Consider the following 24,569-nt stretch of genomic DNA (forward strand, 5'->3'; position numbering starts at 1 on the left):
TAATGATTTAAAGGTCGATTTAAGAGATTAGATGCCAGATATTCCCTCAACAAATACAAATCTGTTTCGTTCCCTGTTTCGAGGCCGTGAAGACGTGTTTGCTATTCGCTGGGAGAAATCCGGAAAAACGGGCTATATGCCGGCTTATCAGTTTGACCCTTATCATTACGGGGTACACAAAATGAATGGTGGGACATTTGCCAACTATCCACATAAAACCTACTTACCACTTACGGACAATGAAATCCAAAAGCATTTAAACGGTGCGCAGCAAATTGGGATTTATCCCCTGTTACAGGATAATACGTCGTGGTTTTTGGTTGCGGATTTTGACAAGCAAAACTGGCAAGAGGAAGCGGTGAACTTCTTAAATGCTTGCAAGGAGAAAAATATCCCCGCCTATCTGGAACGTTCCCGGAGTGGGAATGGCGGACATGTTTGGATATTTTTCGACAAACCCTATCCGGCAGTTCGAAGCCGTAAGATTTTCATCTCCATTTTGGAGCAATCGAACGCTTTTTCCATGTTTGACAAGAGCTCCAGTTTCGACCGGTTATTCCCCAATCAGGACTTCCTTTCCGGAAAAGGCTTGGGTAATTTGATAGCACTTCCATTTTTCAAACCTGCGATGGAAAAAGGAAACAGTTGTTTTATCCATCCCGAAACATTCGAGCCTTATCCCGACCAATGGCAATTTTTGAATGAGATCGAAAAGGTACCTACTAACATATTGGAAGGCTTGTATCAGGAAATTTCATCCGCTGTATATAATCCAACGAGAGGGTGTAGTGGGAAACTCATCATTTCACTCAAACAGAACATCCGTCTTCAGCGGGAGATGCTCACCACGCCGTTAATTAACTTTTTGAAGGAAGAGCTGAATTTTGCCAATGCTGAATTCTTTATCAAGAAGAAGTCCGGCAAAAACACGTTTGGAACGGAACGCTATTTTAAGCTCATTGAAGAAAATGAAAAGGACATTATCATCCCAAGGGGCTTTATCAGAAAACTGCTCCGGTTTTGTAATGAACAGAATATCGAATTTGATTTTCGGGATGACCGGAAACTGAAGGGAGAAATTGCATTTTCATTCCAGGCAAGCTTGAGAAATCATCAGGAAAAAGTCGTTGAAGCGGTTTCAAAAAAGGATTTCGGGGTGATCGTTGCCCCGCCCGGTTCGGGTAAAACGATCATGGGCTTAAAAATTATTGCCGATAAAAAGCAGCCCGCTTTGATCGTCGTTCACCGTAAACAACTATTGGAACAATGGCAGGAACGGGTTCAGGCATTTCTTGGAATTCCAAAGCAGGAAATAGGCATCATTGGAAAAGGAAAGGCTAAAATCGGTAAGCAAATTACCGTTGCGACCATTCAAAGCTTGCCGAAGCAGATGGAGCAAATCCAAACGCATTTCGGGGCTATCCTGGTAGATGAATGCCATCATATTCCTGCCGAAACCTTCCGAAATACGATAGGCAAGTTAGAAACATTTTACCTGTACGGATTGACGGCTACTCCCTTCCGAAAGTATAATGACGAGAAATTGATTTTTGCATTTCTTGGAGAAATCATTTCAACCGTTGATTCCGCCGAAATTGAAAACTTCAAGCATGCGCAGGTTTTTGTCAAGAACACGGATTTGGACGTCCCTTTCAATTCCAAGACAGACAATTTCGAAACACTTTCAAAGATTCTGATTCACGATTCTCAGCGGAACAAACTTATTCTGAACGACATCAAAGGAGAACTTTCCAAAGGGAAACGGATTGCCATTATCACGGAAAGGAAAGAACATATTGACACGCTTTACCTTTTCTTAAAGCAATCCTATGAGGTTGTTACGCTAAGCGGGGACGATTCGGAAAGCAATAGGAAATTAAAATGGCAGACTTTACGGCAGGGTAATTTTCAGGTGTTGATCACTACCGGACAATATTTTGGTGAAGGTTCGGATTTATCCAATATCAGTTCGTTGTTTTTAGTGTACCCCTTTTCTTTTAAGGGGAAGTTGATTCAATACATTGGTCGTGTGCAACGTTCAGAAATCAATCCGACTATTTACGATTACCGCGACATTAAAATTGACTACCTCAATAAACTGTTTCTGAAACGAAACACCTATTATCGTCAGATAGCCAAGCAGGCCAGTTTATTTGATGAGCCTACCGAATTGGCTTCGGAAAGACAAAGTGTGGTCATTGAAGCGCAAATAAAAGTAGGAATAACAGATCTGGATTTCAGATACGGCAATGTTGGTTTTGAATACGTCGATAAAGGAAGTGATCAGCGATTTGATTTTGAGATAGAAAATGAAGAATTCCGTCCGGAATTTGACGTGTTAAAACCGTACTTCATCAAGGTGTTGAAATCAAAATCAGTGAGGGTTGACATCTATGCGGAGATCGAGAATGGCGTAATCCTATCGCAATTGGCAACTTCTGCTGACATTGAAAACATCGACAAGGAGATTGTGGAGAGTGTAAAGTTTCAGTTTCTCCATAAAAGTTTTATTGGACAAACTCCGCCATCGAAACAAAATATGCTTACCGCAAATGAGCTTCCGGAGAACAAAAATATTTATACCGATGCGGAGGCCATTTTGAATGATTTACTAAAAGGCAAGCAATATAGACATTCCCGACATATTCAGTTTTTAGCAGAAAAGCACGAACGAAATATCATGAAACTGCGCTTTGTTTTGCAGCCGTTTTCTTTTGTGTTCTTAATTGCAGGCGAACAGAATTATCATATCGTTCTGGAGACGCTGGATACGGAAGAAGCAACATACATCTGGCATACGGATAAAAGTAAGGCTGCCCTGATGGATACGATTAAACAAATCGACAAGGAGCTGAACGTCATCCGAGAGAAAGGAAGACAAGCTTACCTGGAAACCGATCCGCAATATTTTTCAAGAATCGTACACGACTATTCCGATAACAACAAAGGGTTTATTCTCTGGAAGGGATTGCTGGAAGAACGCTTGACATAAGTTTAGTTCTATGCTATTTCCGACTCCAATTCCACCAACCTTTCCAAATCTTCCAAAAAATGTTTCGAGATTTGTTCGGTTTCGGCTACTAGAAACGCATCAATCACACCGATTGGTGCTTTTTTTATGCCATGGGGCGAGAAATAGGGCGAATTTGGTTTGGGCTTTTTTGACTTGTTTTGGATAGTTTACTTCCCCCATAGCTTCCTCCTTTTCTTTGAACAAACCAAATCTTGAAAAAATGAGTTGTTTTTAAACAAAGGTGCTTGGATGGTTTGTGGTGTTGAGACAGGTTGTCCGAATGCTTGGTGACATAATTTGTGCAGTATCGTGATAGCGTGTCATTGTCCATAATATTTATTTTTCAACCACAAGCTTGCTCTCACCAAAAGTATCAATATTGGTACTTCGACAAGTGGGCCGATAACGCCCACAAATGCCTGTGGTGAGTGTATACCAAATACGGCGATAGATACGGCTATTGCCAACTCAAAATTGTTCCCTGTGGCAGTGAATGCGATGGATGCATTTTTGTCGTAAGAGACACCCAACGATTTATTGATAAAGAAACTCACGAAAAACATCAGTACAAAATAGATGATTAACGGTACAGCTACTTTTACGACATCCATGGGCAGTTCCAATATTTTATCGCCCTTCAGACTGAACATTAACACGATAGTAAACAGTAAAGCATACAGTGTAATGGGCGATATCTTGGGTATGAATTTTCTATTATACCATTCTATACCTTTTGACTTTACAAGCGTATAACGGCTTAAAAAACCTGCGAAGAAAGGAATACCCAAATATACCAACACACTTTCGGTTACATCTTTCATGGATACGCTTACGTTGAAATTGGCTAAACCTAATTTGTTGGGCAATACGTTGATGAACAGCCAAACAAAGAAGCTGTACGTTATTATCTGAAAGATACTGTTCAGTGCGACCAATAATGCCGTGTATTCCCTGTTCCCTTTTGCCAGATCACTCCATACGATGACCATTGCGATACATCTTGCCAAACCAATCAGTATCAGGCCTGTCATATAATCGGGTTCGTTCCGTAGGAACAGAACGGCTAAACCGAACATCAGTACGGTACCGACAACCCAATTCAGCAATAAAGATATGCCGATTACTTTGGTATCTTTAAGAGCTTTGGGCAACAATGAATAATCCACCTTGGCCAACGGAGGATACATCATCAATATAAGCCCTATTGCCAAAGGAATATTGGTCGTACCTACGGATAAGGCATCCATAGCATTGGAAATGTTCGGAAAGAAATATCCCAAGCCTACGCCTGTCGCCATGGCAAGAAATATCCATAAGGTAAGGTAACGGTCAAGAAATTTTAGTTTGGGTTGCATCGGCTAACTCTTAATCATTGAAAAAACATAGAACATTTCTGTTGCTATCTGTAAACTTCTTTCTGTATACACCTGTGCCTGTTCGGGTGAACCGTCCGAAATCTTAGGATCTTCATATGTGATGGGTATTCTCTTTTCCGCTCCGGCGATGAAAGGGCATCCGCCGTCTGCCTGCGAACAGGTCATAATGGCGACAAATGCCGATGCAGGATTGAAAGGACTATCGTATTTTTTGGAAAACCCGATGATTGGCAAGGCATTATCCTCGTATTTTATGGCATATACAGGATTATCGGTTTCCGCAATCTTGAAAATGGTAAATCCTTGATTGGTCAATGTTTCCGCTACTTTCGGGAACAGTGCTGTGTCTTCCGTACCGCCCGAATAGCAATGCACATTCGGAATATTGAAGTATGCACTTGCCACTTGCGCCCATACCTGTGCTAAATGGCTTCTACGTGAATTATGGGTACAGATAAAATTGAGGTTTATATCCTCTGCGCTGTCCGCTTTTTGCTGTACAAAGTCTATCAGCGGTTGCAGTATCGTTTTGCGTTCCTCGCTTACGGTCTGGACGTCAATAATCCCCTTTATGGTTTCAGTTAAATTCTTATACATTACGGTTGGTCTTTAGTGTTTAGCAACATCCCGAATCAGGTGCACAGCACGTGCTGTGCAGTTCCGATAATTTTACTTTCTGTTTCTCCGCAGGAATACCGCAAGCATCGCTTGCCAAACAAGCCGTCTGTTTGTTCTTTAGGATGAAATGCTTACCGTCAAAACCCAAGTCAAACTTGCCAATCGTTTCATTTTGGTATTCCACCTCTATCTCGGTATCTTCAATACCCAATTTTTCTTCGGACAGCTTGATAATGTTCAATAGCTTGGTCGGCTTTAATCTGTGTTCATAGTCGTTAGCATCCCACAATTGGAAGTTTACCGCTTTCTCTGTACGGACTACACCACCGCAATCAATAAAATGTTTGATGATCTGTCCTACTTCCGTAACATGGAAATGTTCGGGAACAGATGTTCCGTTCTCTAATTGAAATTCAACATTGTCCAATGTCGGTAGGATTTCTTTGATTTGTTCAAGTGTCATATTTGTTTTTTTTAAGGTTTTCACGAACCGCAAGCGGTTTTTGATAGTTTCATAAAAGTAAAATTTGAAAATTTATATTAAACCATATATTGCAATATTACGATGATAAAGGTCAAAAAAATTTATGAACAGCAACTGGCTACTTTTACCTCTTGATTGAAGAACGTATTAAATTCCTCTTGGATTTGTTTCCATAGTTTTTCATCAATGCAATAGCACACGGATTTACCCTCGATTGTTCCTTGAATGATACCTATATTCTTTAGCTCCTTTAAGTGCTGTGAAATGGTAGCCTGTGCCAATCCCAATTCATCGACCAGATCGTTACAGATACAGGCTTTCTGATTGATGATATATTGAAGAATGGCAACCCTTGCAGGATGTCCCAAAACTTTAAACAAAGAAGCCAATTTGTTCTGTTCATCTGTAAATATTTCTGACTTTGTAAGTCCCATATTGCAACATTTTATAATCGCAATATTACGATAATAATATTGAATATCAAAATGTTATCACCTAAAAAATTAGTAAAACTGTGAAATAGAAAAGCCTGCTTCGGATAAGACCTGCCCGACTCCACTTTCTTAAACTAGTTAAACGTAATCAGAAAATACCGCGCGTAACTTTGTTCCAATAAATAATTAAATCATGGGAAATAGAATATTAGGACTGCATCATATTACTGCCATTGCAGATAATGCAAAAAGGAATCTGGATTTCTACACCAAAGTACTGGGTGTACGCTTGGTGAAGAAAACCGTAAATTTTGACGATCCCGGCACATATCACTTTTATTTCGGCGATGAACGTGGAACTCCCGGTACAATATTGACATTCTTCCCGTGGGAAGGTATGGGGCCCGGAAGACCGGGAGCAGGAATGGCTACCCACATCGGTTATGCTGTGCCACAAGGAACATTGGGCTTTTGGGAACAACGTCTAAAAGATAACGGTGTACAGGTAGAACGAGGAGAAATTTTCGGCGAGAGACTGCTTTCTTTTAAAGACCCAGATGGTCTTCAGTTACAGTTGATCGAACCTTCGCTCGTAGACTCCCGCAAAGGCTGGGCTACGCAAGAAGTTCAAGAAGACAATGCTTTGAAGGGGTTCCATAACGTCACGTTGACTTTACTACAGGCTGACCGTACGGCCAAAATATTGACCGATATATTGGGCTATGAATTGCAGCAACAAGAGGGCAACCGCTACCGTTTCGCGACCAATGCGATCGACACGGCCAATCTGTTGGATATCGTCGAAGACAAAAATGCACCGAGGGGCCATAATGCGGCAGGGACCAATCATCATATTGCTTTTCGCGTAAAAGACGACAATATCCTGATGGAATACCGTGAAAAGGTACTTTCTGCAGGACTTCAGATTACGCCAAAAATAGATAGGGACTATTTCTATTCGTTATATTTCCGCGAACCGGGAGGCGTTCTTTTTGAAATCGCTACAGACAATCCCGGCTTTACTAGGGATGAATCCTTGGAAGAATTGGGCAGCAACTTGAAACTTCCCAAACAATACGAAAGAATGCGTTCGGAAATCGAAAAAGTATTACCGGGATTATCGTAAATTTATCGAAACTAAACAGGATTGATATGGAAACAACAAATGTCATCATCAATGAGAAGAACCGCGGAGAGGTGCAATTGATCTCTGATGGAAAACAAGCAGGTAAAATGGATATATCCGTGCATGGTGAACGATTGACGGTCTACCATACCGAGGTAAGCGAACAGTACGAAGGCCGTGGATTTGCGAAAATCCTGTTGGAGAAGCTGGTGTCCTACGCGCGGGAGAACGCACTGAAAATCGTTCCGCTATGTCCTTATGTTCATGCGCAGTTCCAGCGTCATCCGGAAGAATATAAGGACGTGTGGCTCAAAAAAGATTAGCTCCTATCCCACTAAGGATTTTGATTAATGTTACTCATAACTCATAATTAGAAAATGATCCATACCCTAAACATAAAAACAGCAGGAATCGCTTTAGAGAACACCGAAAAAGTACTTGTTATGATACACGGACGTGGAGGCAGTGCCGAGGATATACTGAGCCTTTCACAGCATCTGAAGGTCAGTGACTATGCCCTTTTGGCTCCGCAGGCCAGCAACCATACCTGGTATCCGCATTCCTTTATTGCCCCTGTCACACATAACGAACCGTGGCTAAGTTCTGCTATCGACATTGTAGGTCAGACAGTACAGACCGCCCTCGGTGCAGGTATCAAACCAGAGAATCTCTATTTCTTCGGTTTTTCGCAGGGGGCCTGTCTTACCTTGGAATTTATCACAAGGCATGCACAGCGATTCGGTGGAGCAGTAGCCATTATCGGAGGGGTAATAGGCGAAACAATCAACCGAAACAACTACAAGGGCGATTTTGGACAAACCCCTGTTTTCATCGGGACAAGCAATCCGGATTTTCATGTGCCTATCGAACGCGTATATGCCACAGAAAACATCTTGAAAGAAATGAATGCGGATGTGACATTGGAGGTGTATGAAGGCTTTGGCCATTCTATCAACACACAGGAAATAGAACTTGCCAATAAATTGGTTTTTAACAAATAACTACATCATAACCTTCTTCACTTTTATAACTTTATAACAAAATCAAATGAAAATAATAGCTTTTGGAGCATCATACAGCAAGAACTCCATCAATAAAAAGTTTGCGGCTTACGCGGCCTCTCAATTCAATAACATCGAAGCCGAGGTACTTGATCTGACCGATTATTGGTTGCCGCTCTTTACGACAGATGTGGAAGCGGAATTCGGCCATCCGGGAGAAGTTACCGATTTTTTATCCAAACTGGAAGAAGCTGATCTACTCATTATATCGCTGTCCGAACACAATGGTAGTTATGCTACAGCGTTTAAAAATCTTTTTGACTGGGCTTCTCGCGTGAAATTGAAAATGTTTGAAGGCAAAAAGATATTGCTGCTTGCTACTGCTCCAGGTGCCAGAGGAGGCATATCCGTTCTTGAAGCGGCAAAACAAAGATTCCCTATCCATGGTGCTGAAATCGTGGGTACTTTTTCGCTCCCGAATTTTCATGATAATTTTTCGGAAGAATCAGGCATCTTGCACACCGAATTAAAAGCAAGCTTCCAACATATATTGTCCTCGGTCAAATTAAAATATAACACGTCGTTGAGCTATGAAAGTAACTCGCATCTACAGTAACGAAAATGGAGATTCTGTTTTTGAAGAGATGGAAATCTCCTTGACAGACAGTGGCGAAATCGGACAGCTCTCTGATCATTTCGCGGTTAAGGCCCTCCAGTTTAGGAAAGTATCGGCCGACTATGATTATGATTTTCACTGTGCACCGCAAAGGCAATTTATCGTGTTACTTGACGGAGGTGTGCAGATCGAAAACTCGCTCGGGGAAACACGTGTCTTTCAAACAGGTGAGATCCTGTTGGTGGAGGACACGACAGGAAAAGGACATAAAACGAAAAATCTGGAACAGCGGGAGCGGATATCGTTATTTATCCATATCTAAAACTGTGTCATTAACATGGTTGTAGTGGTAGTATTGAATACTTATAAATAACTATTTCAATGAAAATACTTCATTTTTTAGTGATCGGGAAGAACCAGGAAATACTGGCTACCCTAAAAAGGATTATTGAAAACAATACAGGATGGTATGCCTATCTGATGGAAGATGAGAACGAGTTGCAATCCTTTCTGGACCGGCATAAAATAGATGTTATCCTGCTGAGTTCGGGTCTATCCGAACTGACGGAGATCGGTATCAAGGCCTATGCGCTTTCTATTGATGACAATATCAAGGTTGTCCAGCATTTCGGTGGAGGAAGTGGGTTGTTAAAAAATGAAGTCTACCAGCTTTTCCCGGAGTTGTGCCCACAGACCGACCTGTCAGAACAAACTATACGAACCTAACTACTGAAAATTAGCACCCTATGACCCATTTCCCGAACTGGTACAAGATAAGGCCTTTCTCAGCCGGACAAAACCATACTCACCAGTGATGTTCTCTGGTGAGTGGGAGACATGCATTGGATCAAATCGTGTTTAAAGAATCATCAGGAAAATTTTTTGGAAGTTTGATCCGTTGTCTTATAATTGTACTATCTAAATTATATGCGCTATGTACGCCAATATCATACACAATGTAACAAAATGCATCAACCTGACCAATGACGAGAAACAGGTGTTTACCAATCTTTTGAAGGTGAAAACTGTCCCGGCAAAGACCAAACTCCTGGAGGAGGGTGAGATCTGTCAGTTTGAGGGATATGTGCAGAAAGGATGTATACGCATTTACTATGTCAATGAAAATGGGCTTGAAGTGACTGTATCGTTTGCCGTTGAAGATTGGTGGGTAAGCGATATAGCGTCTTTTCATGAGCAGAAGCCTTCGCGGTTATATATCGAGACATTGGAGGATACCGAGTTATATGTATTGACACCCACGACAAAAGAGAAGCTCCTGCAGCAGATCCCTAAGTTTGAGCGGGTATTTCGAATACTTATACAACGTAACCTCACCGCTCTTCAAAATAGGCTGATTAATACGATTTCTCAAAAAGCGCCGGAGAGATACCTGGAATTTATCCAACTATATCCCTCCATACCCCAGCGCGTGGCGCAGTATTATATTGCCTCTTATTTGGGGGTGTCTCCGGAATTTGTGAGTACGATCCGAAAGCGGCTTGCGGGCAAGTAAGCAATTCTACATAGAAAGAGAAGCGGACAGAATTCCTCGACTTTTTATTTTTTCTTCTTTTTTTCCTTTCTTAAACTAGTTCAATGAACGGGGCTTTTCTTCTTCCTAATTTTGAGGTGTCAAATGAGAACAACAATGGAAAGAAAAGATTTCTTAAAAAAAGGATTGGTCGGAACGGGGATGTTTGCCACCACCGCGAGTTTGGGAAATATCCTGAAAAATGAAATTGACGAACTTGAACCGTTAGAGCTTATCGGGTTCTGCCATATACCCAATACGGAATCCAAAATCAAGGACAACTCTGTGCTGCATAAAGCAGAAACCAGAGGACATGCAGACCACGGATGGTTGCTGAGCCACCATACCTTCAGCTTTGCAAACTACCACAATCCGGAGCGGATGCATTTCGGTGTACTGCGTGTCCTTAATGATGATAGAGTGGAGGCCGGGAGAGGCTTTGGTACGCATCCTCACGACAATATGGAGATCATCAGCATCCCTTTGGAAGGAGACCTGGAGCACAAGGATAGTATGGGAAATACCACCATTATCCGAAATGGTGATATTCAAGTAATGAGCGCCGGAACAGGTATCATGCACAGCGAATTCAATAAAAATGACGACCGTTGGGTCAAGTTTCTGCAGATCTGGGTGTACCCCAATAAGCGTAATGTGACTCCCCGGTACGATCAGCTGACGCTTGATGTGACGCAACGGCATAATAAGTTTCAGCAGATACTTTCCCCTAATCCAGATGACGAAGGTGTATGGATACATCAAGATGCCTGGTTTCATCTAGGGAGATTCGATGTAGATATTGTATCGACCTATCAGGTCAAAAAAGAGGGCAACGGCGTTTATGCTTTCGTGATCAAAGGGAGCGCTTCTATTGAAGGGCAAGAAATAGGAAGCCGGGATGGTTTGGGAGTATGGGATATCACGGACCTGGAAATCACGGTGACATCACCGGATACGGAGATCCTGTTGATGGACGTACCGATGACGTTGGCATAATTAAAACGATCGTAAATAAATCAAAATAAAAAAATAAATTTTTAAAATCATGGCAAAATCAATCTGGGCAATCGACCCAACCCACTCAGAAATTGGATTTAAAGTAAAACACATGATGTTTACCAACGTATCCGGAAAATTCAACGCTTTTGAAGCTACTATTGAAAACGAAGATGATCAATTCGACACTTCTGTGGTGTCTTTTTCGGCCGAAGTCAATTCTGTTGACACCAACAATGCAGACAGGGACAACCACCTAAGAAGCGCTGATTTCTTCGATGTAGAGCAATTCCCTAAAATTTCGTTCAAATCGACAGAGATCAAAAAAATTAACGAGGGCCAATTTAAGGTATCGGGCGATTTGACGATAAAAGACGTGACGCAGAACGTCACGCTAGACGCGGAATACAGCGGGTTGATGAAAGATCCCTGGGGAAACACAAAAGCAGGTGTATCCCTAAACGGAAAGATCAACCGTAAGGAATTTGGACTGACGTGGAACGCAGCGCTTGAAACAGGCGGTGTACTAGTCGGGGAAGACATCAAATTAGCGGCAGAAGTACAATTGATTAAACAATAATAATTTTGAGATCGAGATGTAAATAATCCCTACCCTGTGTGGGAAGAGGATCTACATCTCGGTTTCATTACTTGGTTTCAGACTGGAAGTTATCTCAGGAACATAGGGATCTGGGAAAGATATTTTGTTTTCTGGGGCAATGGCGCAATTTAAGTTTTGATAATGGAACGGCCGGCTTCGTATACGAACATCGTGATTGCAGTTTCCTACGTTTCGGGAGTCCCTGTCCCTGCGACTGGTGCGCGTGTGACGATATAAAGAATACGTTCCATCATATATTCGACTGCTTGGATGCGTATGGCATTACGACGGTCGGATGTCTCCTTTGGCTCAAGCAAGGTTTCGTAGCGATGTAGCTCGTCCTGATAGAAGAGACTCAGATATATCTGTCCTTCGGGTGCGGCGTTGTCGGAGGTTTTCTCCGCTACACCTGTAATGGCCACAAAAAGATTAGCATATGGATAGAGCTGGCGTAGGCCTTGGCACATGGCATCGGTGGTTTCTTGCGACTCTGCCGTATAGTGCTCGATAAGCTGCTCGGGAACGTGTAGAAGCCGTGTTTTTACTGCGGTATCATAAGCAATAATTCCTCCCTTTAAGACTTCCATTGCCCCTTTTGCGGCACTAATGCTACTGGCAAATAAGCCTCCGGTCATGCTTTCGGCACATACCAGCTCTATCCCTTTTTGTTGGAGTATCGTATTGAACGTTTCGATGACATCCGGTGGAATAGGATACATATGTTAGTTTGTCGGTGTTTTAGGATACATGGGATCTCCTGCTATCGGAGGCACCAATGTATCTATTCGGGCCGAATCCTGATCCACGGAGTCTGTGGGAAGGGGAGTTTGATCCTCAATAAGATCATCTATACGTTGTTCGTCCCGATCCCTTGGCGGATTGTTACAAGAAAATAATGCGAATGAGGACACAAGGAATAAACTTGTTAATGACGATATCCTTTTCATAACCGTTCTGTTTTTTGTTGTATATGATATAACAAGTCAACAGGGTTCGGGTTTGGGAAAATTTTTATTTACCGTATACTATGGTGTTAGGAGACCTGCTATGCTGCATCATGATAGATACGCAGTTGTTTTATCCATATAATTTAGGGGATTTTTATGTTGATTCAGATAGTATTGTTACTTTAGTAAGTGTAGCTTCAACATTGAGTTTAGGAAATGAGATGTAGCAGTTCAAAAACAAAGCGTATGAATCAAGCATGGATAAAAGTCTTTCTTGTGTTGTTATTTATCGGAGCACGAGATATGGTGCTGGCCCAGCAGCTAAAGCCTGGTTTCGAAAAAAGTGAATTCAAAGAGATGGTACTTATTTCGGCGAGAACCACGGCCGACTCTGCCTATGCCAACAAATTTCCCGAACCGCAGCATTTCAAGATGATATACCAATCGCAACCGATAGGTCTGGACAACCTTTGGGATCTCTGGGTATCAGATACTAAGGTTGCTGTGATCAGTATACGAGGTACTACACAGAAGACAGAAAGCTGGTTGGCTAATCTATATGCGGCCATGGTTCCGGCACGAGGCATATTACAGATCAACGGTAGCGATACCTTTTCCTACAATCTGGCTGCCGACCCCGATGCTGCGGTACATGTCGGTTGGTTGTTGAGTACGGCATATCTATCGAAAGAAATCGTGCCCAAGGTGCAGGAGCTTTATGGACAAGGCTACAAAGATATGTTGATCACAGGGCATAGCCAAGGTGGAGGCATCTCCTACCTGTTGACGTCCTATCTATACCAATTGCAAGAAGAGGGTACTATCCCTGCGGATATCCGTTTCAAAACTTATTGTTCTGCTGCCCCCAAACCGGGTAATTTGTATTACGCCTATGACTATGAGGCTAAGACACAGGGAGGATGGGCTTTCAATGTCGTCAATAGGGCCGATTGGGTTCCCGAGGTACCGATGTCTATCCAGACCTTAAAGGACTTTAATGCGGTCAATCCTTTTGTCAATGCGGAGATGATGATCAACAAGCAAAAACTCCTCAAAAGATTGGCATTGAGACATGTTTATAATAAGTTGAGCAAACCGACACTTCGTGCCCAGAAAAATTATGAGAAATACCTGGGCAAGATGACGTCCAAGATGGTACAGGAACATATCAAGGGCTATGTTCCGCCAAAATATTACAACAGCAACCACTATGTGCGTACCGGAAATACCATTGTACTGACGCCAAATGAAGATTATTACAAGCAATATACCGATGATTCGTCGGAGATATTCGTCCATCATCTGCATGCTCCCTACCTGTTGTTGTTGGAGCAGCTTGATGAGACAGTGCATTGAACGCTTCTTGCAGAATCTTGTTTGCGGCAAGCAACCGATGCGATGGCGCAGCCTTTTTATTTAACCAATCTTCCTGTCATTTCTGACGATCTAAAAACATTTGTCTTTGAAAACAACTACGCTATTATTTTGTATATATATTCAATAGTTTATAAAAATTAATTGTTACTTTGTAACTTGTTTTTGAACTTTTTAAAGGAATGCAGATAGAAGCGGGAGCACTTTTAAAAAATATTCAGTATCCTACGGATCTTCGTGAGTTGAAAGAATCTGACTTGGAGCAGGTCTGTAAGGAACTTCGGCAATATATCATTGATGTGGTGTCTGTACATGGTGGCCACTTTGCGGCTAGTTTGGGCGTGATCGAGCTGACCGTGGCTCTCCATTATGTATTGAATACACCTTATGACCAACTGATCTTTGATGTCGGACATCAGGCATACGGACACAAGATTTTGACCGGGCGGAGAGAAGTCTTTCATACCAATCGGATTCTGGGAGGTATTTCGGGCTTTCCGAAGCGGGGTGAAAGCGAGTACGATGCCTTCGGCGTAGGCCACTCCTCTACCTCGATTTCGGCGGCATTGGGTATGGCTGTAGCTTCTGCCTATAAAGGGGAGCATGACCGGCAGCATGTGGCTGTCATTGGCGACGGAGCTTTGACCGGAGGGATGGCTTTTGAGGCGCTGAACCATGCAGGGATCGAAAAATCCAACCTATTGGTTATCCTGAATGACAATTGTATGTCTATCGACCCCAATGTAGGGGCATTGAAAGAATACCTGACGAGCATCACCACCTCCAAGAGCTACAATCGTTTTCGGGATGAGTTGATCGCTGTGCTGGCCAAGATTTCCAAAAATGGGCCGGATGCCTACGGTTGGGCCAAAAAATTGGAGCAGAGCGTCAAAGGCACATTGTTGAAGAATGCCAACCTGTTCGAATCCCTTAATTTTCGCTACTTCGGCCCGGTAGATGGCCATGATGTCAATAAGCTGGTCAAGACCATTGAAGATCTCAAGCATATCAATGGCCCTAAACTGCTACATGTGGTCACGGTCAAAGGTAAGGGCTATACTCTGGCTGAAAAAGACCAGACGACATGGCACGCCCCTGGTCTCTTTGACAAAATCACGGGCGAGATCAAGAAATCAATACCGGAAAAACCCCAGCCGCCAAAATATCAAGACGTTTTTGGCCATACCTTAGTGGAACTTGCCGAGAGCAATCCTAAAATCATGGGCATTACGCCGGCTATGCCGAGCGGGTCGTCCATGAATATCATGATGAAGGCCATGCCCGATAGGGCTTTTGATGTGGGCATCGCGGAGCAACATGCGGTGACGTTCAGTGCCGGCTTGGCCACCCAGGATCTGGTGCCCTTCTGCAATATCTATTCTTCTTTTATGCAGCGTGCCTATGACCAGGTGATACATGATGTCGCCCTGCAAAAACTGAATGTAGTGTTTTGCCTGGACAGAGCCGGTCTGGTCGGTGCAGACGGACCTACGCACCACGGGGCGTATGACATTGCCTACATGCGTTGCATCCCCAATATGACTGTCGCCTCTCCGATGAATGAAGAAGAGTTGCGCAACCTGATGTACACTGCCCAGTTGGAGGATATGGGGCCCTTTGCCATCCGCTACCCCCGAGGCAACGGGGTTATGGTGGACTGGAAAAGACCTTTTAAAAAACTGGAAATAGGAAAAGGCCGAAAACTGGTCGACGGAGAGGACGTAGCCATATTGAGCCTTGGCCATATCGGCAATGAGGCGTCCAAAGCGATCATGACACTGAATGCCGAAGGGATATACCCTGCACACTACGATCTGAGGTATGCCAAGCCGTTGGACGAAGCCTTGCTGCACGAGGTATTCACCAAGTTCCAAAAGGTCATCACCGTAGAAGACGGTTGTCTACCGGGAGGCATAGGTTCCGCTGTCATTGAATTTATGTCCGACCATCATTACAAGGCTCAGGTCGTCCGTTTGGGCATACCCGATGCTGTCATCGAGCATGGCGAACAGGCGGAGCTGTGGCATATCTGTCGTTATGACGAAAAGGCTATTGCCGAGGAATGTCGTAAATTGACCAAGGCCATCCCTACAAAGACATTGGTGGGCTAAAAAGACCAACCTACATACGATTTGAGGAAGCTACAAATTTTTTGTGGCTTTTTTTTTGAAAATCAGATGAATAATAAGTAAATTTACCTACCTAAAGTTTTCCACAATCTAAGCGTGTTTATAACGAAAGGAGGGTCGATCATATCGAGCTATATGGATTTTTGAAGTGTGTGGAAAAGTAAATTTTGTGTTGGTTTTTAAGGTAAAGTCAGGGTTGTTTTTTGTGCAAAAAATTGTCTTTCAATGAATTGTATTTTTTTTGGTTTTTCATTTTTTTACCTCACTAATTTTTGTCATCTTCGTTGAAAGCGAAAGTTATACACAGTTTTTTTGTCAATAGTTGGTTATCAAGTTATTAACATTTTTAGAATGGAAAAAACATCTTCAAGCGTTTGGAATAGTTGCCTCCAGGTCATCAAAGACAACATACCCCCCCAGAGTTTCAAAACATGGTTCGAACCAGTGAAGGCTCTTCGGCTAGAGGGTAATGTCTTGACTATTCAAGTGCCGAGTTTGTTTTTTTATGAGTGGTTGGAAGAGCATTATGTTGGTATTCTTCGTAAGACAGTAAAGAAATTTTTGGGTGAGCAAGGAAGACTGGAATACAACATCGTCGTTGAAAAATCGTCGACCAATACACCCTATACGACCAACCTGCCTTCCAACGGAAACGGCGCTGAGGCGAAGAAACAATCTATTCCTGTCCCTGTAGCTTTAAATAAAAATATAAAGAATCCCTTTGTCATTCCGGGGCTTAAAAAAATGGATGTAGACCCCCAATTGAATCAGCACTATACCTTCGACAATTTTATTGAAGGAGAATGTAACCGGTTGGCACGTTCGGCGGGGTATGCAGTGGCCAATAAGCCCGGAGGGACCTCTTTCAACCCGTTGATGGTCTACGGCGGGGTAGGGTTGGGAAAGACGCATCTGGCACAAGCCATCGGCAACGAGATCAAAAAGAATCTTCCCGATAAATTGATCATTTATGTCTCCTGTGAAAAATTCTGCCAGCAATTTGTCGACTCCCTAAAGAATAACACGATCAATGATTTTGTGAATTTCTACCAGGCTATGGATGTCATCATCATGGATGATGTGCACAATTTTGCCGGGAAAGAGAAAACCCAGGATATTTTCTTCCATATTTTCAACCATTTGCACCAGTCACAAAAGCAGATCATCCTGACATCGGACAAGGCACCCAAAGATCTTTCCGGTTTGGAAGAAAGATTGCTGAGCCGCTTTAAGTGGGGATTGTCTGCAGACATACAGGCTCCCGATCTGGAGACGAGAATGGCCATCCTGAAAAAGAAAATGTATTCGGATGGCATAGAGTTGCCCGACAATGTGGTGGAATATGTAGCTACACAGATCGACAACAGCGTCCGTGAGTTGGAGGGAGCAATGGTTTCTTTGTTGGCGCAGTCCACATTGAACAAAAAGGAAATCGACCTGAACCTGGCCAAATCTATGTTGAAGAACTTTGTGAAAAACACGCACAAAGAGATCTCGATGGAATATATCCAAAAACTGGTCTGCGAATATTTCGAAGTGCCGATAGAAATGGTCAAGTCCAAAGTACGCAAGCGCGAGATTGTACAGGCCCGACAGATATCGATGTACCTCGCCAAGAACCACACCAAAGCTTCGTTGAAATCAATCGGTAGCTTTTTTGGGGGCCGTGACCATTCGACGGTCATCTACGCCTGCCAAACAGTAGAAGACCTGATCGAAACAGACAAAAAGTTCAAGACGTATGTACAGGATATACAGAAGAAATTGAAGAATTCGTAAATACAAAAAAGGGATCGAAAATTTTCGATCCCTTTTTTATAGCCTTTTTACTAAAAGGCTTTATACCTTCTTCTAAGGCCCCTTAAGGTAGGAACGATAAATTTTATTATTCCGGTAGCTTTACCTTAAACGCCTTATAGGGATATTCGGTTTTATCCTGGCCACCGTTCCATTGTGGCAATCGTTGCATCTGTGCACACGTGAAATACAGATATCCGTCCGGGCCTATTCCGAAAGAGTCCGGCCATAGCAAGTTGGGGTCTTCTATTAGCGTCTTTAGCCGTCCATCGGCGTCGATATAGGATATGTTGTAATTTTCTGAGGAAGCGAAAAAGATATTTCCTTTGCCATCGGCGATCATCCCATGCGTGATGCCCACTTCTCCCCTATCTTCTACCTTAGTGGCCAGGTCATCGTCCGTAAGTTCCTGATCAGCCAGGTACCGGGTTTCAATCCTATACAGATTCTGCTTATTGATGGGTTTGAAATAGAAATACTTATAGTCCCGTGTCAAGGCTATGCTATTGATGTTGGACGAAAAAGGCTTTCCATCTTTGTCCTGCATTTTTATGCCATCATATTCCAGTGTGATCTTATCGGCCAGCGTGTAGGACATTTGTGCCAACACGCTTCTGGACGTTTTGCTTTGCAGATCCAGCACGATGATGGCAGCCTGGCCGGGATCCGACAGATAGGCCAATTGCTTGTCGACATCGACACGGACATCATTGAGGGCAGATTTTGATTTGTCGAGATCTTCAAACAGAAAGGTGTCTTCGACCTTATCCGTTTTGGTGTTGATCTTTACCAACTTGAACAAGCCTTGCGCCTCTCCCTGCCCATCGCCAAAGATATTTCCGGCAGATCCCGGTTTGGAGTCCAGCACCCATAGGAAATCCTGTGCATCCACATATATATCCTGCACCCTTAAAAAATGGTGACCGTAGTCTCCCTTTGTGTTCCATTCGGTATCGGGATAGGGGTGTAGGCTGCCGTCGATGATTTCGGCCAGGGCGAGGTTGCCAACCCCATTGTAGTTTGGAAACGAGACAAAAATCCTATTTTCTGTATTGACGCTCAGCCCGATGGCCATACTGTGGCCAAATTCAGCGACCTGAACGAGCTTCCTATTCTCTAAAGACCTTTGGCAGCCCATCATTGTACAAATGGTAATAGCTATTGGTAAAATAAATTTTTTCATTGCTTTTTTTTCAGAACCTCTTCCTGGGGAACGACAGCGTATGGGTACTAAACCCTTTCAGGCATTAAACATTTTGTATGGCCTTTTGTTTTATCTCTTTTTCTTCTTCTCCTGCTATTTGCCGGCAATGACTTCTTTTTGCTTGGGTAGTGTCTTTACCAATCGCAAGTAGTACAATCTAAGGCTCCAGCCGGATTTGCCCTTTTATGGGTCTTTTCTACATATTTGCCAAAAGTCTTGGAGAGCCGGGCTCCTGACAGGAAGATGATCGCTTTGTCCCGGCAATCCGCATGGATCCTATCGAATCGGTGAGACTGCCATAGATGAATTATTTTGCGCGGATTAAAAATATTCTCTACCTTTGCCTCAATTCTTGATTTATTCATCTTTTAAATATCAAGGAATCATGACAGAGCATATCTACATATCACCCCTTTTGCTCATTGCCTAATTAGGCAGCCAATCCCCTGTTTTTTTAATAATTAAGCAGTTGTATAAGTAACTTATGCAATGTTTGTCTGCCTTCACAATTCCATAGGACTTTTCAGAGCACTTGTAGAGGGGTATCCTTGCACAAGGACGAACTGAGATCAGAAATCAAATTCAACAAAAATTAATAACATTCCCAGATGCAGCCTAAAAGAGGCTTGTCTGGAGCTAGATATATAAACCTGTATGGGAAATTTAAGAACAAAAGATTTAAGTAAAATTGGTTATCATAACGATCAATTACGAAGCCTGGTTATTGGCATAGTCTCCAAAAATTTCAAACACCACAGTAAGCAACAGTTACTCGATCTGTTGCTGCGTATTAAGGATGATCCGGAGGCATTTTTGGATAATGAACTGACACGTAAGATAGCCGAGAAAGTAATTGGTAAAGCGGAAGGACCATCGTTTAAAACTTACACGTTACGCGATGAACCGGTATGCTTCAAAACATATGGCGGTAAGGGTATCGAACCATCGGCCAAAAAGCAAATAGAACTTGCCAGCCTGCTGCCAGTAAGCGTACAGGGTGCGCTAATGGCCGATGCACATATGGGGTTTGGCCTGCCTATTGGCGGTGTGCTGGCTACAGATGGCGCTGTGATTCCGTACGCAGTAGGCATGGATATCGGTTGTCGAATGGCACTTTCTATTATTGATGAAAGCGAAGGTTTTATAAAAAGGTTTGCATACCAAATCAAACAGGCGTTAAAAAATCATACTCATTTTGGAATGGAAGGCGGCTTGGATATCCGGCAGGAACATGAGGTTCTAGATAGTTCGGTGTTCCACGAAATACCCTTTTTGAAACCGCTAAGGGGAAAAGCCGTAAGGCAATTAGGGACATCCGGTAAAGGTAATCATTTCGTGGAGTTTGGTGAAATGGAGTTGCTGGCCGATAATGTTTTGGGATTACCGGGCGGGAAGTACATGGCGTTATTGACGCACTCCGGAAGTCGTGGTTTGGGTGCAGCCATAGCTCAGCATTACACAAAACTCGCAATGGACAGCTGTAAGTTACCCCGGCATGCACAATCACTGGCTTGGCTGGATATGAATAGCGAAGCAGGCCAGGAGTACTGGCTTGCGATGACGTTGGCCGGTGATTATGCTAAAGCCTGTCATGAGCGCATTCACGCGAACCTGTTAAAAGCATTAGGGCTAAAGGTGCTCTATGTAGTGGAAAACCATCACAACTTTGCCTGGAAAGACAAATTGGTCGATGGCAGAGAAGTGATCATACACCGTAAAGGCGCAACACCGGCGCACAAAGGTGAACTGGGGATTATTCCCGGCAGCATGACCACGCCTGCTTATCTGGTGGCGGGTAGAGGAAGCGGCGATGCACTGTACTCTGCATCCCATGGCGCAGGCCGTGCGATGAGCAGGCAAAGGGCCAAGGAGAGTATGACCGCATCAGCCATGAAAAAACTGCTCAGTAATGCCGGCGTTACCTTAATCGGGGGAACGGTTGAAGAAAACCCATTGGCTTATAAAGATATTGAAACCGTCATGACTGCACAACATGACCTGGTTGATATCCAAGGTAAATTTTATCCACGTATTGTTAGAATGAATAAGGAGTAGCGATGAAGAAAATGATGATACAGATTACATCAGGCAAAGGCCCGGCAGAGTGCTGTCGGGTCGTAGCCTGTGTGCAGAGTCTAATGATGAAACAAGCCAGACAGCAAGGCTTTCAAATGGAGGTCCTTGAAAATAAGGTCGGCGAATTGAACGGGACACTCCTGTCTTCCACCATGATGCTTGCAGGCAATGATCTGGATGACTTTTTAAAAGAATGGACAGGAACCATACAATGGATAGCACCAAGCCCATACCGTAGATATCACAAACGCAAAAACTGGTTTATAGGTGTTGCCGTTTTCGATGCGAAGATACTTATGCAATGGAACCTTAGGGATGTCAAGCTGGAGACCTGCCGCTCGTCGGGGCCAGGCGGACAAAACGTGAATAAGGTGGAGACAGCGGTGCGGGGGACACACCTGCCATCCGGGATACAAGTACTGGCCACGGATACACGCTCACAGTTGGAAAATAAAAAGCTTTGTCTGGCCAGATTGGAGGCTAGAGTATTGGTTTGGCAAGCAGAACAGCTGATGGAACAACAGCAAAACCAATGGCAGCATCATAATGAGCTGGAACGCGGCAATCCGGTCAAAACGATCAAACGAGATTTGTTTTGATGGGTGGCGTTTGTTGTTACGAAGTTCTATGTATTGGTAATATTGTCAAAAACGTAGTTATAATGGTTTTGCAAACTTGATGCCTTTTTTATCCAGTTCCTGAAGAGATGTCTTTCCCTTGATGTATGAACATACGATTTCTTTATCAGCGATCATCTTTGATACTGACTTGACAATATTGTCCTTTTTGATTTCGAGTTTTTTCACCCTTAATTCGCATTATAAACAATCGGATTCTGAGAGCCAATCAAACATAGCTTGTGGATTCATGAAATCATAGTACTGTGACAACAACTGTTAAGGAAGTTTACTAAGGGTAAGCATGAAAAGATTTTGTTTGCTAAAAATATTAGTATTAAATTTGTTGTCCTAACTTGAAATAGTCATGGCAGTGGACAGTAAACGAGAACTGATAGACAAGCTCAGGCAGGATATCCTGCGGATGCAGGGCTTTGCCCCTCCGGAAAGCCGGGCGGCTGGCGGCATTGGCCTCGGACCTGTCGAGAATGCCTTCCCCAATGGGATCTTCCCCCGGGGTACCGTCCATGAGTTCATCAGCACTAGCAGGGAACAGGGAGCCGCTACCTGTGGCTTTATCGAGGGGCTGCTGTCCCGCCTGATGGACGGAGGAGGTGTCTGCTTATGGATAGGTACATCCACCATACTCTTCCCACCGGCAGCTAAATCTTTCGGGGTAGAACCCGACCGTATCGTGTTCGTGACCATGCGCCGTGAGCGGGAAGTGCTATGGGCCACAGAGGAAGCGCTCAAATGCAAGGGACTGGCCGCAGTGGTGTCAGAACTGCAGGAAATGGACTTTGCGCAGTCACGCAGACTGCAACTGGCCGTGGAGAAAAGCAAGGTCACGGGTCTGGTGATCCGGCACAGCCCCCGCCTGATCGGGTCAACGGCATGTGCTGCACGTTGGCAGATCAGGCCCCTGCCCAGTGCGCTCGAAGAAGGCCTGCCGGGAGTTGGCAGCCCGCAGTGGGAGGTGGAACTGCTGAAAGTGCGCAACGGCCATACGGGAAGCTGGCAGGTGGGGTGGTCGGAAGACGGTTTTGTGCCGATGGCGAAACCGACTCTGGTGGGCACTCAAGATAAAAAATGGATAAAGACAGGCTGATGGATTATGGAGAGACGTTTTGCATCGATCTGGTTCAGGCACCTGAGCACCGACCGGATGGCCATCCGGCAGCCGGAGCTGCGGGAGGTACCGTTCGTCATGGCCACCCCTGTACATGGCCGCATGGTCGTGTCGGCAGCGAACATCCTGGCCGAGTCACAGGGCGTATCGGCAGGTATGGTCGTGGCCGATGCCAAGGCCTTCCTCCCCGGACTGGAAGTGATCGACGACCAGCCCGCATGGACAGGCAAGCTGCTCCGTTCGCTCGGGCTCTGGTGTATACGCTATACGCCTGTCGTTGCCGTGGATCCGCCGGACGGGCTGCTCCTCGACATCAGCGGCTGCGCGCACCTGTGGAAAGGGGAGCGTGCTTACCTGACCGATATCGTCTCCCGGCTACGGAATAGAGGGTACGATGTCCGGATGGCCATTGCCCCGACCGTTGGTACAGCGTGGGCAGTGGCACGCTTCGGAAAGAAAGGGCCCATTGTGGAAGGCGGCGGAGAACGGGAGGCCCTGATGCACCTGCCGCCATTGGCACTGCGCCTGGAATCCACTGTACAGGAGCGCATGCACAAGCTAGGGATGCGCACAGTGGGCAGCTTCATGGGGATGCCCCGCGCTGCGTTGCGCAGGCGCTTTGGTGACCAGCTGCTACTGCGGCTGCGGCAGGCCCTGGGGCAGGAAGATGAATACCTGCTGCCCCTGAAACCCGTACCGCCCTATACCGAGCGCCTGCCCAGTCTGGAACCCATCCGTACCGCTGCCGGGATCGAGATCGCACTCCGTCAGCTGCTGGAAACACTCTGTGAGCGGCTGTCCGGCGAAGGCAAGGGGCTACGGACAGCTATCCTGAAATGCTGTCGGATAGACGGCAGGACGGTACAGATCGGTATCGGTACCAGCCGGGCCACAGCCAGTGTTTCACACATCTTCAATTTGTTTGCCTTGAAAATCTCCCAGATCGAACCCGCATTGGGCATCGAACTGTTTATCCTGGAAGCCCCCCGGATCGAAGATATCGATCCGGTACAGGAGGCCCTGTGGGAGACCGCCCCGGGACTGTCCAGTCCCGAACTGGCCGAGCTGCTCGACAGGCTGACCGGGAAAGGTACGGGTTGTACCGTACACCGTTATCTGCCCGATGCACACCACTGGCCGGAGCGTTCGATCCGCCCTGCCGTGTCGCTTTCGGAAAAGCCACCTATTCCCTGGACAGATGACAGGCCGAGGCCCACACGTCTACTGGCCAGCCCCGAGCCGATAGACGTCACGGCCCCCATACCCGACTATCCGCCCATGCTTTTCAGGTACAGAGGCGAGGTGCATTCCATCAAAAAGGCCGAAGGGCCCGAACGCATCGAACGGGAGTGGTGGGTGGACAGCGGCGAGCACCGGGATTATTATTATGTGGAAGACCACAAGGGCCAGCGGTACTGGATTTTCCGTTCGGGCCATTACGGAGATGACCGTGCACGGCAATGGTTTCTGCACGGTTTTTTTGCTTAGGAGGATATTACA

Annotated in this window: 26 protein-coding genes and 1 pseudogene; 18 read left to right on the plus strand and 9 right to left on the minus strand. The window is 44.7% G+C overall.

Annotated elements, in window-relative coordinates; genetic code table 11:
• Positions 1-31: 31 nt before the first annotated feature.
• Positions 32-2,992, plus strand: coding sequence for a DEAD/DEAH box helicase (locus G5B00_RS02455; protein ID WP_240894360.1), 2,961 nt, complete (start codon positions 32-34; stop codon positions 2,990-2,992).
• Positions 2,993-3,333: 341 nt separating this feature from the next.
• Here the strand turns inward: G5B00_RS02455 and arsB are convergent, their stop codons facing one another.
• The 4 genes from arsB to G5B00_RS02475 form a co-directional block, all read right to left on the minus strand.
• A complete protein-coding gene (gene arsB, locus G5B00_RS02460) occupies positions 3,334-4,368 on the minus strand; it encodes an ACR3 family arsenite efflux transporter (RefSeq protein WP_163871668.1) in 1,035 nt (344 codons plus the stop codon).
• Positions 4,369-4,371: 3 nt separating this feature from the next.
• Complete coding sequence (locus tag G5B00_RS02465; protein ID WP_163871669.1) at positions 4,372-4,986, minus strand: low molecular weight phosphatase family protein; 615 nt, start codon at positions 4,984-4,986, stop codon at positions 4,372-4,374.
• Positions 4,987-5,005: 19 nt separating this feature from the next.
• Entirely contained in the window at positions 5,006-5,470 is a 465-nt protein-coding gene (locus G5B00_RS02470) for a DUF6428 family protein (protein WP_163871670.1), read from the minus strand.
• 122 nt (positions 5,471-5,592) lie between these two features.
• Positions 5,593-5,925 (minus strand): ArsR/SmtB family transcription factor, encoded by a 333-nt coding sequence (locus G5B00_RS02475; RefSeq protein ID WP_163871671.1) that lies wholly within the window; start codon positions 5,923-5,925, stop codon positions 5,593-5,595.
• Positions 5,926-6,118: 193 nt separating this feature from the next.
• Here G5B00_RS02475 and G5B00_RS02480 point away from each other — a divergent pair, with 193 nt between their 5' ends.
• From G5B00_RS02480 to G5B00_RS02520, 9 genes are all read left to right on the plus strand, one after another.
• Entirely contained in the window at positions 6,119-7,051 is a 933-nt protein-coding gene (locus G5B00_RS02480; protein WP_163871672.1) for a ring-cleaving dioxygenase, read from the plus strand.
• Positions 7,052-7,077: 26 nt separating this feature from the next.
• Positions 7,078-7,374, plus strand: a complete 297-nt coding sequence (locus G5B00_RS02485; RefSeq protein WP_163871673.1) for a GNAT family N-acetyltransferase — start codon at positions 7,078-7,080, stop codon at positions 7,372-7,374.
• A gap of 54 nt (positions 7,375-7,428) precedes the next feature.
• On the plus strand, positions 7,429-8,052 hold the full coding sequence (locus G5B00_RS02490) for an alpha/beta hydrolase (RefSeq protein WP_163871674.1): 624 nt from the start codon (positions 7,429-7,431) through the stop codon (positions 8,050-8,052).
• 46 nt (positions 8,053-8,098) lie between these two features.
• Positions 8,099-8,668 (plus strand): NADPH-dependent FMN reductase, encoded by a 570-nt coding sequence (locus tag G5B00_RS02495; protein ID WP_163871675.1) that lies wholly within the window; start codon positions 8,099-8,101, stop codon positions 8,666-8,668.
• The gene (locus tag G5B00_RS02500; protein WP_163871676.1) at positions 8,643-8,990 is read left to right on the plus strand and encodes a hypothetical protein; all 348 of its coding nucleotides are present in this window, start codon (positions 8,643-8,645) and stop codon (positions 8,988-8,990) included. Before G5B00_RS02495 ends, G5B00_RS02500 begins: the two co-directional genes overlap by 26 nt.
• Positions 8,991-9,049: 59 nt before the next feature.
• Positions 9,050-9,394 (plus strand): hypothetical protein, encoded by a 345-nt coding sequence (locus G5B00_RS02505; RefSeq protein ID WP_163871677.1) that lies wholly within the window; start codon positions 9,050-9,052, stop codon positions 9,392-9,394.
• A 208-nt stretch (positions 9,395-9,602) separates the two neighbouring features.
• Complete coding sequence (locus G5B00_RS02510; RefSeq protein ID WP_163871678.1) at positions 9,603-10,181, plus strand: Crp/Fnr family transcriptional regulator; 579 nt, start codon at positions 9,603-9,605, stop codon at positions 10,179-10,181.
• A gap of 135 nt (positions 10,182-10,316) precedes the next feature.
• Entirely contained in the window at positions 10,317-11,195 is an 879-nt protein-coding gene (locus G5B00_RS02515; protein WP_163871679.1) for a pirin family protein, read from the plus strand.
• Positions 11,196-11,244: 49 nt separating this feature from the next.
• Positions 11,245-11,775 carry a YceI family protein gene (locus tag G5B00_RS02520; RefSeq protein ID WP_163871680.1) on the plus strand — a complete coding sequence of 177 codons (531 nt, stop codon included), beginning with the start codon at positions 11,245-11,247 and terminating at the stop codon, positions 11,773-11,775.
• Positions 11,776-11,981: 206 nt separating this feature from the next.
• Here the strand turns inward: G5B00_RS02520 and G5B00_RS02525 are convergent, their stop codons facing one another.
• Both G5B00_RS02525 and G5B00_RS02530 read right to left on the minus strand, forming a co-directional pair.
• The gene (locus G5B00_RS02525) at positions 11,982-12,515 is read right to left on the minus strand and encodes a CinA family protein (RefSeq protein WP_163871681.1); all 534 of its coding nucleotides are present in this window, start codon (positions 12,513-12,515) and stop codon (positions 11,982-11,984) included.
• A gap of 3 nt (positions 12,516-12,518) precedes the next feature.
• Positions 12,519-12,743, minus strand: a complete 225-nt coding sequence (locus G5B00_RS02530) for a hypothetical protein (RefSeq protein ID WP_163871682.1) — start codon at positions 12,741-12,743, stop codon at positions 12,519-12,521.
• A gap of 246 nt (positions 12,744-12,989) precedes the next feature.
• On the opposite strand from G5B00_RS02530, the gene G5B00_RS02535 reads away from it, so the two are divergent.
• The 3 genes from G5B00_RS02535 (at position 12,990) to dnaA (ending at position 18,025) form a co-directional block, all read left to right on the plus strand.
• Positions 12,990-14,099 carry a lipase family protein gene (locus G5B00_RS02535; RefSeq protein WP_163871683.1) on the plus strand — a complete coding sequence of 370 codons (1,110 nt, stop codon included), beginning with the start codon at positions 12,990-12,992 and terminating at the stop codon, positions 14,097-14,099.
• A 200-nt stretch (positions 14,100-14,299) separates the two neighbouring features.
• Positions 14,300-16,228 carry a 1-deoxy-D-xylulose-5-phosphate synthase gene (gene dxs / locus G5B00_RS02540; protein WP_163871684.1) on the plus strand — a complete coding sequence of 643 codons (1,929 nt, stop codon included), beginning with the start codon at positions 14,300-14,302 and terminating at the stop codon, positions 16,226-16,228.
• A gap of 369 nt (positions 16,229-16,597) precedes the next feature.
• Positions 16,598-18,025, plus strand: coding sequence for a chromosomal replication initiator protein DnaA (gene dnaA, locus G5B00_RS02545; RefSeq protein ID WP_163871685.1), 1,428 nt, complete (start codon positions 16,598-16,600; stop codon positions 18,023-18,025).
• Between the two features lie 106 nt (positions 18,026-18,131).
• On the opposite strand, the gene G5B00_RS02550 is transcribed toward dnaA, so the two are convergent.
• Positions 18,132-19,226, minus strand: a complete 1,095-nt coding sequence (locus tag G5B00_RS02550; protein ID WP_205966795.1) for an L-dopachrome tautomerase-related protein — start codon at positions 19,224-19,226, stop codon at positions 18,132-18,134.
• Between the two features lie 155 nt (positions 19,227-19,381).
• Positions 19,382-19,612, minus strand: a complete 231-nt coding sequence (locus G5B00_RS02555; protein WP_163871686.1) for a hypothetical protein — start codon at positions 19,610-19,612, stop codon at positions 19,382-19,384.
• A gap of 289 nt (positions 19,613-19,901) precedes the next feature.
• Here G5B00_RS02555 and G5B00_RS02560 point away from each other — a divergent pair, with 289 nt between their 5' ends.
• The 4 genes and pseudogenes from G5B00_RS02560 to G5B00_RS18110 form a co-directional block, all read left to right on the plus strand.
• On the plus strand, positions 19,902-21,302 hold the full coding sequence (locus G5B00_RS02560) for an RtcB family protein (RefSeq protein ID WP_163871687.1): 1,401 nt from the start codon (positions 19,902-19,904) through the stop codon (positions 21,300-21,302).
• A 2-nt stretch (positions 21,303-21,304) separates the two neighbouring features.
• The gene (gene prfH, locus G5B00_RS02565) at positions 21,305-21,922 is read left to right on the plus strand and encodes a peptide chain release factor H (RefSeq protein ID WP_163871688.1); all 618 of its coding nucleotides are present in this window, start codon (positions 21,305-21,307) and stop codon (positions 21,920-21,922) included.
• A gap of 385 nt (positions 21,923-22,307) precedes the next feature.
• Positions 22,308-23,048, plus strand: coding sequence for an ImuA family protein (locus G5B00_RS02570; RefSeq protein WP_163871689.1), 741 nt, complete (start codon positions 22,308-22,310; stop codon positions 23,046-23,048).
• A 99-nt stretch (positions 23,049-23,147) separates the two neighbouring features.
• Positions 23,148-23,447: pseudogene (locus tag G5B00_RS18110) on the plus strand (DNA polymerase Y family protein); the annotation flags it as partial.
• A 389-nt stretch (positions 23,448-23,836) separates the two neighbouring features.
• Here G5B00_RS18110 and G5B00_RS18115 read toward each other — a convergent pair.
• Positions 23,837-23,980: a hypothetical protein gene (locus G5B00_RS18115; RefSeq protein ID WP_240894379.1), complete on the minus strand. Its 144-nt coding sequence runs from the start codon at positions 23,978-23,980 to the stop codon at positions 23,837-23,839.
• Positions 23,981-23,996: 16 nt separating this feature from the next.
• On the opposite strand from G5B00_RS18115, the gene G5B00_RS18120 reads away from it, so the two are divergent.
• Entirely contained in the window at positions 23,997-24,557 is a 561-nt protein-coding gene (locus tag G5B00_RS18120; RefSeq protein WP_240894380.1) for a hypothetical protein, read from the plus strand.
• Positions 24,558-24,569 lie beyond the last annotated feature (12 nt).

The sequence above is a fragment of the Parapedobacter sp. SGR-10 genome (genome assembly GCF_011030405.1).
Taxonomy (GTDB): Bacteria; Bacteroidota; Bacteroidia; order Sphingobacteriales; family Sphingobacteriaceae; genus Sphingobacterium.